This window comes from Herbaspirillum sp. LeCh32-8, from assembly GCF_017814915.1.
GTDB lineage: Bacteria > Pseudomonadota > Gammaproteobacteria > Burkholderiales > Burkholderiaceae_D > Herbaspirillum.
On sequence record NZ_JAGIPZ010000024.1, the window covers coordinates 1 to 7,395 of the forward strand.

4 protein-coding genes are annotated in these 7,395 nt (G+C 64.6%); 1 reads left to right on the forward strand and 3 read right to left on the reverse strand.

Annotation, left to right across the window (positions count from 1 at the left end):
- Nucleotides 1-303: 303 nt before the first annotated feature.
- The 3 genes from J8I26_RS22365 to J8I26_RS22375 form a co-directional block, all read right to left on the reverse strand.
- A complete protein-coding gene (locus J8I26_RS22365; protein WP_209609402.1) occupies nt 304-2,067 on the reverse strand; it encodes an allantoate amidohydrolase in 1,764 nt (587 codons plus the stop codon).
- 309 nt (nt 2,068-2,376) lie between these two features.
- Nucleotides 2,377-3,771, reverse strand: a complete 1,395-nt coding sequence (locus tag J8I26_RS22370) for a nucleobase:cation symporter-2 family protein (protein ID WP_209609404.1) — start codon at nt 3,769-3,771, stop codon at nt 2,377-2,379.
- 398 nt (nt 3,772-4,169) lie between these two features.
- Complete coding sequence (locus tag J8I26_RS22375) at nt 4,170-5,114, reverse strand: LysR substrate-binding domain-containing protein (RefSeq protein ID WP_209609406.1); 945 nt, start codon at nt 5,112-5,114, stop codon at nt 4,170-4,172.
- Nucleotides 5,115-5,899: 785 nt separating this feature from the next.
- On the opposite strand from J8I26_RS22375, the gene J8I26_RS22380 reads away from it, so the two are divergent.
- Entirely contained in the window at nt 5,900-7,159 is a 1,260-nt protein-coding gene (locus tag J8I26_RS22380; protein ID WP_209609408.1) for a urate hydroxylase PuuD, read from the forward strand.
- Nucleotides 7,160-7,395 lie beyond the last annotated feature (236 nt).

The window sequence follows — 7,395 nt, forward strand, 5'->3', positions numbered from 1 at the left end:
AGTGCGCTGAAAAATGGGCAAGGCAAAGTCGCTGCGCTCCGGTTGCCTTGCTGATCCATTTTTCAGCGCACTCCGCCGGCTGGCCCACAAGGGGAAATACCATCCGCCTCGCCTGTGGCATCGGGATGGCGCTCGCCTTCGGCATCGCCTCTGCTCATCCTCGCCTTCGGCCTCGCTTTGCTTGCTGCTCGCCTGCGGCTTCGATGCGCTGGCTCGCTATCTTGTTTCATCCGTCGTCCCGGCGAAGGCCGGGACCCAGTGTCGTTCGTCGCACCACACCGGCGCCCGAACGAACAAGTAACCTCAAGCTTCCGCTTTGAAGCTGCGCAGGAAATCCAGCAGGATCTGCCCTGAGACTTCGGCGTCGTCCGCGGTCATGGTCTCCAGCGGGTTGTGGCTGATGCCGCCGTTGCCGCAGCGGGTGAAGAGCATGCAGACGTCGGTCATTCTGGCGATGGCCATGGCGTCGTGGCCGGCGCCGGAGGCGAGTTCGAAGGCGGGGATGCCGGCGCGTTCGGTGGCGGCGGCGAGTTGCTGCATCAGCCACGGGGCGCAGGGGGCGGCTGGGGCGGAGACGGTTTCTTCTACCTTCGCCTCGATGCCGCGGCGCTCGCAAATCTCTTCAATCTTGTCCAGCACGTCGGCCACGGCCGCCAGGCGGATGTCGTCGCGGGCGGCGCGGATGTCGAGCGAGAGCTGGCAGTTGCCGGGGATGACGTTGGTCGAGCCGCGCGAGACCTGCAGCTGGCCGACCGTGCCCACCAGCGAGGCGTGCTGGTCTTGCGAGCAGCGCTGCTCCACGTAGAGGATGATCTCGGCGGCGGCGGCAGCGGCGTCCTTGCGCATGTCCATCGGCGTGGTGCCGGCGTGGCTGGCCACGCCCTTCAGGTCGACCAGGTAGCGTGAGCTGCCTGCGATCGAGGTGACGATGCCCACCGGCAGGTCGCGGTTGAGCAGCACCGGGCCTTGTTCGATGTGGACTTCCACATAGCCGAGGATGTCGGACGGGTCGCGCGCGATCTGCGGGATGGCGGCGACGTCGTGGCCGGCCTGGGTGATGACCTCGCGCATGCTGATGCCGTCGCGGTCCTGCAACTCCAGCAGCTTCAGGTCGAACTGGCCGGTCACGGCGTTGCTGCCCAGGAAGGTGCTCTTGAAGCGCACGCCTTCTTCTTCCGAGAAGCCGATCACTTCGAAGTGGAATGGCAGGGTCTCGCCGCGGGCGTTGAGTTCCTTCACGGCGGCGATGGCCAGCAGGATGCCTTCGCGGCCGTCGTACTTGCCGCCGTTGCGCACCGTGTCGTAGTGCGAGCCGGTCAGCAGCGTCTTGGCCTGCGGGTCGGTGGAGAGGTAGCGGCCGACCACGTTGCCGACCGCGTCGATGTGCACATGCATGCCGGCCTCGCGCATCCAGTGCGCGATCTGGTCGGCGGTGCGGCGGTGGGTCTCGGTCAGGTAGGTGCAGGTGAGCGCGCCTTCGTCTTCCGACAGCGCGCCGATTTCCTCGGCCCATTGCATCACGGTGGCGCCCAGCGCGGGCTTGTGGCCGAGCAGGTCGTTGATGCGCATCTCAGCGATGCGGCCGATCTGGCGCAGCGCTTCACGCAGCTCATCCTCGGGCTGGTTGCGCAGGCGGCGGGTGAAGGTGGCGATGATCTGCTGGCGCGTCAGGCCGGCGCCGGTGGGGCCCTTGACCGCCAGGATGAAGGGGAAGCCGAACCTGGCGTTGTAGTCGGCGTTGAGCTTCTGCAGGGCGGCGAACTCTTCCGGCGAGCACAGGTTCAGTCCGGCCCGGGCCTGCTCGCCGGTGGATTCGGCGGTCAGCTCGCCGGCGATGGCGGCCTTGCCCGCCAACTCCGGGTGGGCGCGGATCAGGCCCAGCTGCTCGGCGCGGGTGGCGTCGGTGACCACCTTTTGCAGCGCCAGCTTGAACGCCGTCAGGTTGCGGAACGGACGTTGCCCGGCGGCGCGCTCGGGGATCCAGGGCGAATGCTCGTAGATGCCATGCAGGGCGGCGATGAAGGCCGAGGCCTCGGCATGGTTGAGTTGTTCCAGTGTCGTCGTCATGTGCTTGCCGGGCGGGTTCTCCGCCAGGTCCCTTCGGTTGTGTCCGGTGTCGTGTCTTGGGTGTTTCGTGCTTGCCGCCGCGTCTGGTTTTCACGATTGTCGGCCGCAATTGTTGCGCGGGAATGTCGCTCACGACGCCGCCTAGGGCGGGCCGGGAGGGGATTCGTGCGTAGCCTAGACTTTAAAACATCTGGGCTGGATTGGCATCAACGGTTTCATCTGGACGATATGCGTTTTGGCTTATCACGGGGATATGGGACAGCGCATATAAGCGATATGGTGCTGATGCGCGCTGCCCCTTGGCCGGGATCAATGGTCCGAACTTTGCGCTGCCGCCACCGCGTAGCGCGCCACGTCTTCCTCGCTGCCGCGACCGTTGAAGAACAGGTTCAGCGCCACCGCCATGGCCGAGGCCAGCAGGATGCCGCTGTGGAAGATGGTGCCCAGGAACGGCGGCATCTTGTCGAAGAAGGTGGGGGCCACGATCGGGATCATGCCCACGCCGATGCTGATGGCGACGATGAACAGGTTGTTGCGGTTGGTGTGGAAGTCGACCTTGGACAGGATCTTGATGCCGGTCGCCGCCACCATGCCGAACATCACGATGCCGGCGCCGCCCAGCACGAACTGCGGGATCGATGCCGCCACGTGGGCCATCTTGGGGAACAGGCCGAAGGCGATCAGGATCACGCCGGCGGCCACGCACACGAAGCGGCTGCGGATGCCGGTCACGCCCACCAGGCCGACGTTCTGCGAGAACGAGGTGTAGGGGAAGGTATTGAACACGCCGCCGATGACGGTGCCCAGGCCGTCCACGCGCAGGCCGCGCGCCAGGGTCTTGTCATCGACCTTCTTGCCGACGATGTCGCCCAGGGCCATGAACATGCCGGTGGATTCGATCATGGTCACGATCATCACCAGGCACATGCTGATGATGGAGGGAATGTCGAACTGCGGCATGCCGTAGTGGAAGGGGCGGATCATGGCGAACCAGTCAGCCGCGTCCAGGCCGTCGAAGCTGATCTTGCCCAGGCCGAAGGCGATCACGAAGCCCACCACCATGCCCATCAGCACCGAGATGTTGGAGATGAAGCCGCGGGTGTACTTGGTGATCAGCAGGATCGAGACCAGCACTACGGCGGCAATCGACAGCGACAGCGGCGAGCCGTAGTCCGGGTTGGGCACCTTCACGAACACGCCGTCCACCAGCTTGCCGATCACAGGCTGGCCGCCGGCGGCCCAGTTGATGCCCACGCCCATCAGCGAGACGCCGATCACCGTGATCACGGTGCCGGTGACCACCGGCGGGAAGTAGCGCATGAGCTTGCTCATGTAGGGCGAGGCCAGGATGCAGAACAGGCCAGAGGCGATCACCGCTCCGTAGATGTGCAGGATCGAGAGCGAGGGATTGTTGGCCATCGCCACCATCGGCCCGACGGCGGCGAAGGTTACGCCCATCATGACCGGCATGCGGATGCCGAACTTCCAGATGCCCGCGCTCTGGATGATGGTGACCAGGCCGCAGCAGAACAGGTCGGCGCTGATCAGGTAGGCGATTTCGGACTTGGGCAGGTTCAGTGCGCCGCCGATGATCAACGGCACGGCGATGGCGCCGGCGTACATGACCAGCACGTGCTGCATGCCGAGCGCGAACAATTTGAATACGGGTAGGCGTTCATCCACCGGATGGCTTTGGGTTTGCATGGCTGTCTCCTGTTGATTTTTATAGGGAACCTGACATGTGACCGCGCCCTGTGCGTGCATGGTGGAGGGCGTGCCTTGTCGATTGAAGTTGTGGTTCCGGTTCAGAGCGTGTCAGAAGCCGATGCAGCTCATGACCCGCTCTCAGTTCTTGCCCCGCTTCTGGGCGCGGGTGCAGGACTGGTGCTTCGGATACTAATGCAATCCGGTGGGCCCGATATATAAGGCACGGCATACCGGCTGGCGAGCCGCCGATATATGAAGCGCGGCTGGGACGGCCTGCGGCGACGTCTGCGGGTGAGAGCCGGTGGGGAATGGTCGGCATGGCGACTCCTGGGGTGGACGCCATCCTGCTTGCATATTTCGTTCCAGCGACCGGCGCGCGGCCCCGGAGGACGGACTCAGCTGCGCACTTGTGCGACCAGCTTGGCGGCCGCGCTGACCTGGGCGCGCAGCCACTTGTGTTCGGTGGCCTGGTGCACGCGCTCGTGCCACAGCTGGTAGAAGCGCAGCGGCGGAAACTTGATCGGCACGGTGTAGCTTTTCAGGGCCAGCAGCTTTTCATAGAAGCTGGCGAACTGCTGGCCGGCGGTCAGCACCAGGTCGGTCTGCGCCACCATGTAGGGCAGCATGCGGAAGTGGGCGGACTCCACCACCACGTTGCGGTGCAGGTTCTGCTTTTCCAGGAAGGTGTCGATGGTGCCGTGGTAGCCGGGCAGGATCTGCGAGGGCGCGGCGTGCGGCAGCGAGAGGTAATCCTCGATGGTCATGGCGTCGCGCGCGGTGCGTTTGGCGTAGGCGCAGTCGGCGCGCATCAGGCACACGATGGGGTCGTCGAACAGCTTGGAGAGATGCAGGTGCGGCGGCGGCTCGTCCCAGTTGGCGATCACCAGGTCCAGCTCGCCGTCCGAGAGCAGGCGCACGTAGTCGGTCTCCGGTCCCAGCGCGTGGATCACGATGTGGCTGCGCGGCGACTCGCGCCGCAGGCGCGCGATCACCTCGGTGAAGAAGGGCGTATTCATGTAGTCCGGCGCGGCGATGTGGAAGGTGCGCTCTTCCTCCTGCGGCACGAAGGCGGTCTTGGGCACGAACAGGCGCTCGGTCTCGTCCAGGATGCGCTTGGCCGGCTTCAACAGGCTCTCGCCGTGCTGGGTCGGCACCATGCCGCGCGCGCCGCGCACCAGCAGCGGGTCGCCGGTGAGCTCGCGCAGCTTGCGCAGCGAGGCCGAGATCGAGGGCTGCGGCTGGTTCAGCTTCAGCGCCACGCGCGAAACATTCTTTTCGCACAGCAGCAGGTAGAGGATGCGGATGAGGTGGATATCGAGATGGTCAGGCAGCCTGGACATGTGGATGTCTCCGGGTTCTTCGTTCTGGGGCATGGTGATTGCCCAACGAGCTACTAAAAGCAGGTGACGGTTTTTCGTTCACTCTGGTGGCGCCCGCGTCTGCACACGCGAATGCCGGTTGATTCGTCACTTGGTCTTGCGGTGATGGCATGCAGGGCAGCAAACATCATGCCCGTCGGCAATCCTCAGGAATTGCCGGCCGATGAAGCGCCCGTTCGGATTCTTTGATCATGTGCCATCGCTGCGCGCCGGCCGGTCTCTGCGGCCTTTGTGGCTCTCGTCTCGGCTTGGTGGCCCGTTGGACTTGAGCTTGGTTGATATCGGTAAATTGCGCGCGACCGCAAGCGTCCCACATTTTCGACTCATTTTTGTATATGGAAGCGCGTATGTCAAATATACGTGCAAGGCCATGTTTTGGTGCATGCCGCGCGTTTATCGTTCGTGCAATCGGTCCGAGCCACGGAAAACGTTCGCCTCACGAGGGCGCCTGGTACGAAGCAAAGATCGTAAATAACAGATGGCGCGCCAAACACAGCGCGCAGCCATCGGGTCGCAGCGGCAGCGACGTCAGGAGACCGGCAGGGCGCGGCGCGCCCATGCGGCTTCCCGGCGCGCTGGAAGCCCCTCATCCACACAGATTTGCATTGCCGCGCGGCATCGTCGCCGCGCGCCAGCCATGCCTGCGCGGGAAGGATAGGCTTTCATCGCGGCCCTTTCCTGAGGCAATGCCTCGCCTGTCCGGAGTAAGTCGCGGTGGCGGACGGGAATCCAGAGTAGGGGAAGACATGGAAGCATTATTGGTATCGTACGGCGTGGAATGGGCCAACCTCCTGGTGCGTTGGCTGCACCTGATCACCGGTATCGCCTGGATCGGCGCATCGTTCTATTTCGTCTGGCTGGACAACTCGATCCGTCCGCCCAAGGCCGGCAGCGATCTGGAAAAGAAGGGCGTGTCCGGCGAGCTGTGGGCCGTGCACGGCGGCGGTTTCTACAACCCGCAAAAATATCTCGTGGCGCCGGCCGAGCTGCCGGAAGAGCTGCACTGGTTCAAGTGGGAGGCGTACGCCACCTGGATCACCGGCATCGCCATGCTGTTCATCGTCTATTACTTCAACGCCTCGGCCATGATGGTCGACAAGTCGGTGGCCAATCTCACCGGCCTGGAGGCGGTGGGCGTGGGCGTCGGCACGCTGGTGGCGGGCTGGATCGTCTATGACGTCCTGTGCCGTTCGCCGCTGGGCAAGAAGGAAGGGCTACTGGGCCTGGTGATGTTCGTCTTCATCGTGGCGGTGGCCTTCATGCTGACGCACCTGCTGTCGGGCCGCGCCGCCTACATCCATGTGGGCGCGATGATCGGCACCATCATGGTGGGCAACGTGCTGATGGTGATCATCCCCGGCCAGCGCAAGCTGGTGGAGGCGATGAAGGAGGGCAAGTCGCCCGATCCCATCCACGGCCGTCGCGGCAAGCAGCGCAGCGTGCACAACAACTATTTCACGCTGCCGATCCTGTTCATCATGATCAGCAACCACTACGCGATGACCTACACCCATGCGTACAGCTGGCTGGTGCTGGCGGCGATCATGGCGGCCGGCGTGCTGATCCGTCACTTCTTCAACCTGCGCCACAAGGGCAAGGTGTCGGTGGGCTACCCGATCGCCGGCGTGATCCTGCTGCTGGCCGTGGCCATCGCCATTGCACCGAAGCCGGCGCCGCGGCCTGCCGCAAACGCCGTAGCCGTCACGGCCAATCCGGGCGAAAGTGTACCTGTCGCGGCGGCAAGCGGCGGCGTAGACTTCAGCCGCGTGCAGGAAGTGATCACCCAGCGCTGCGCCAGCTGCCACTCGGCGCAGCCGACCCAGGCCGGCTTCGCCACCGCGCCGGCCGGGATGATGCTGCAAACGCCCGAGCTGATCCGCCAGCACGCCGCCAAGATCTACCAGCGCGCGGTGCAGACCAAGGACATGCCGCTGGCCAACATGACACAGATGACCGATGACGAGCGCGCCCTGATCGGCGCCTGGTTCGAGGCCGGCGCGAAATAAACCATCACCCAGCGATTCCACCAGGGCAGCCTGCCGGCGGCAGGCACCCCTGGTGCCATGGCTGCAAGCAGACCAAACGGAAGGCAAAGGATCCCCATGCAAACCATCACCATCGACGGCTTCAACCTCACCGCGCAGCAGGTCGGCAACGTATCGCGCGCGCCCTACCTGAAAGTGGCGCTGGCCGACTCCTCGCGCGCCGCGTTGAAGCAAAGCCGCGACTACATCGAAAGCAC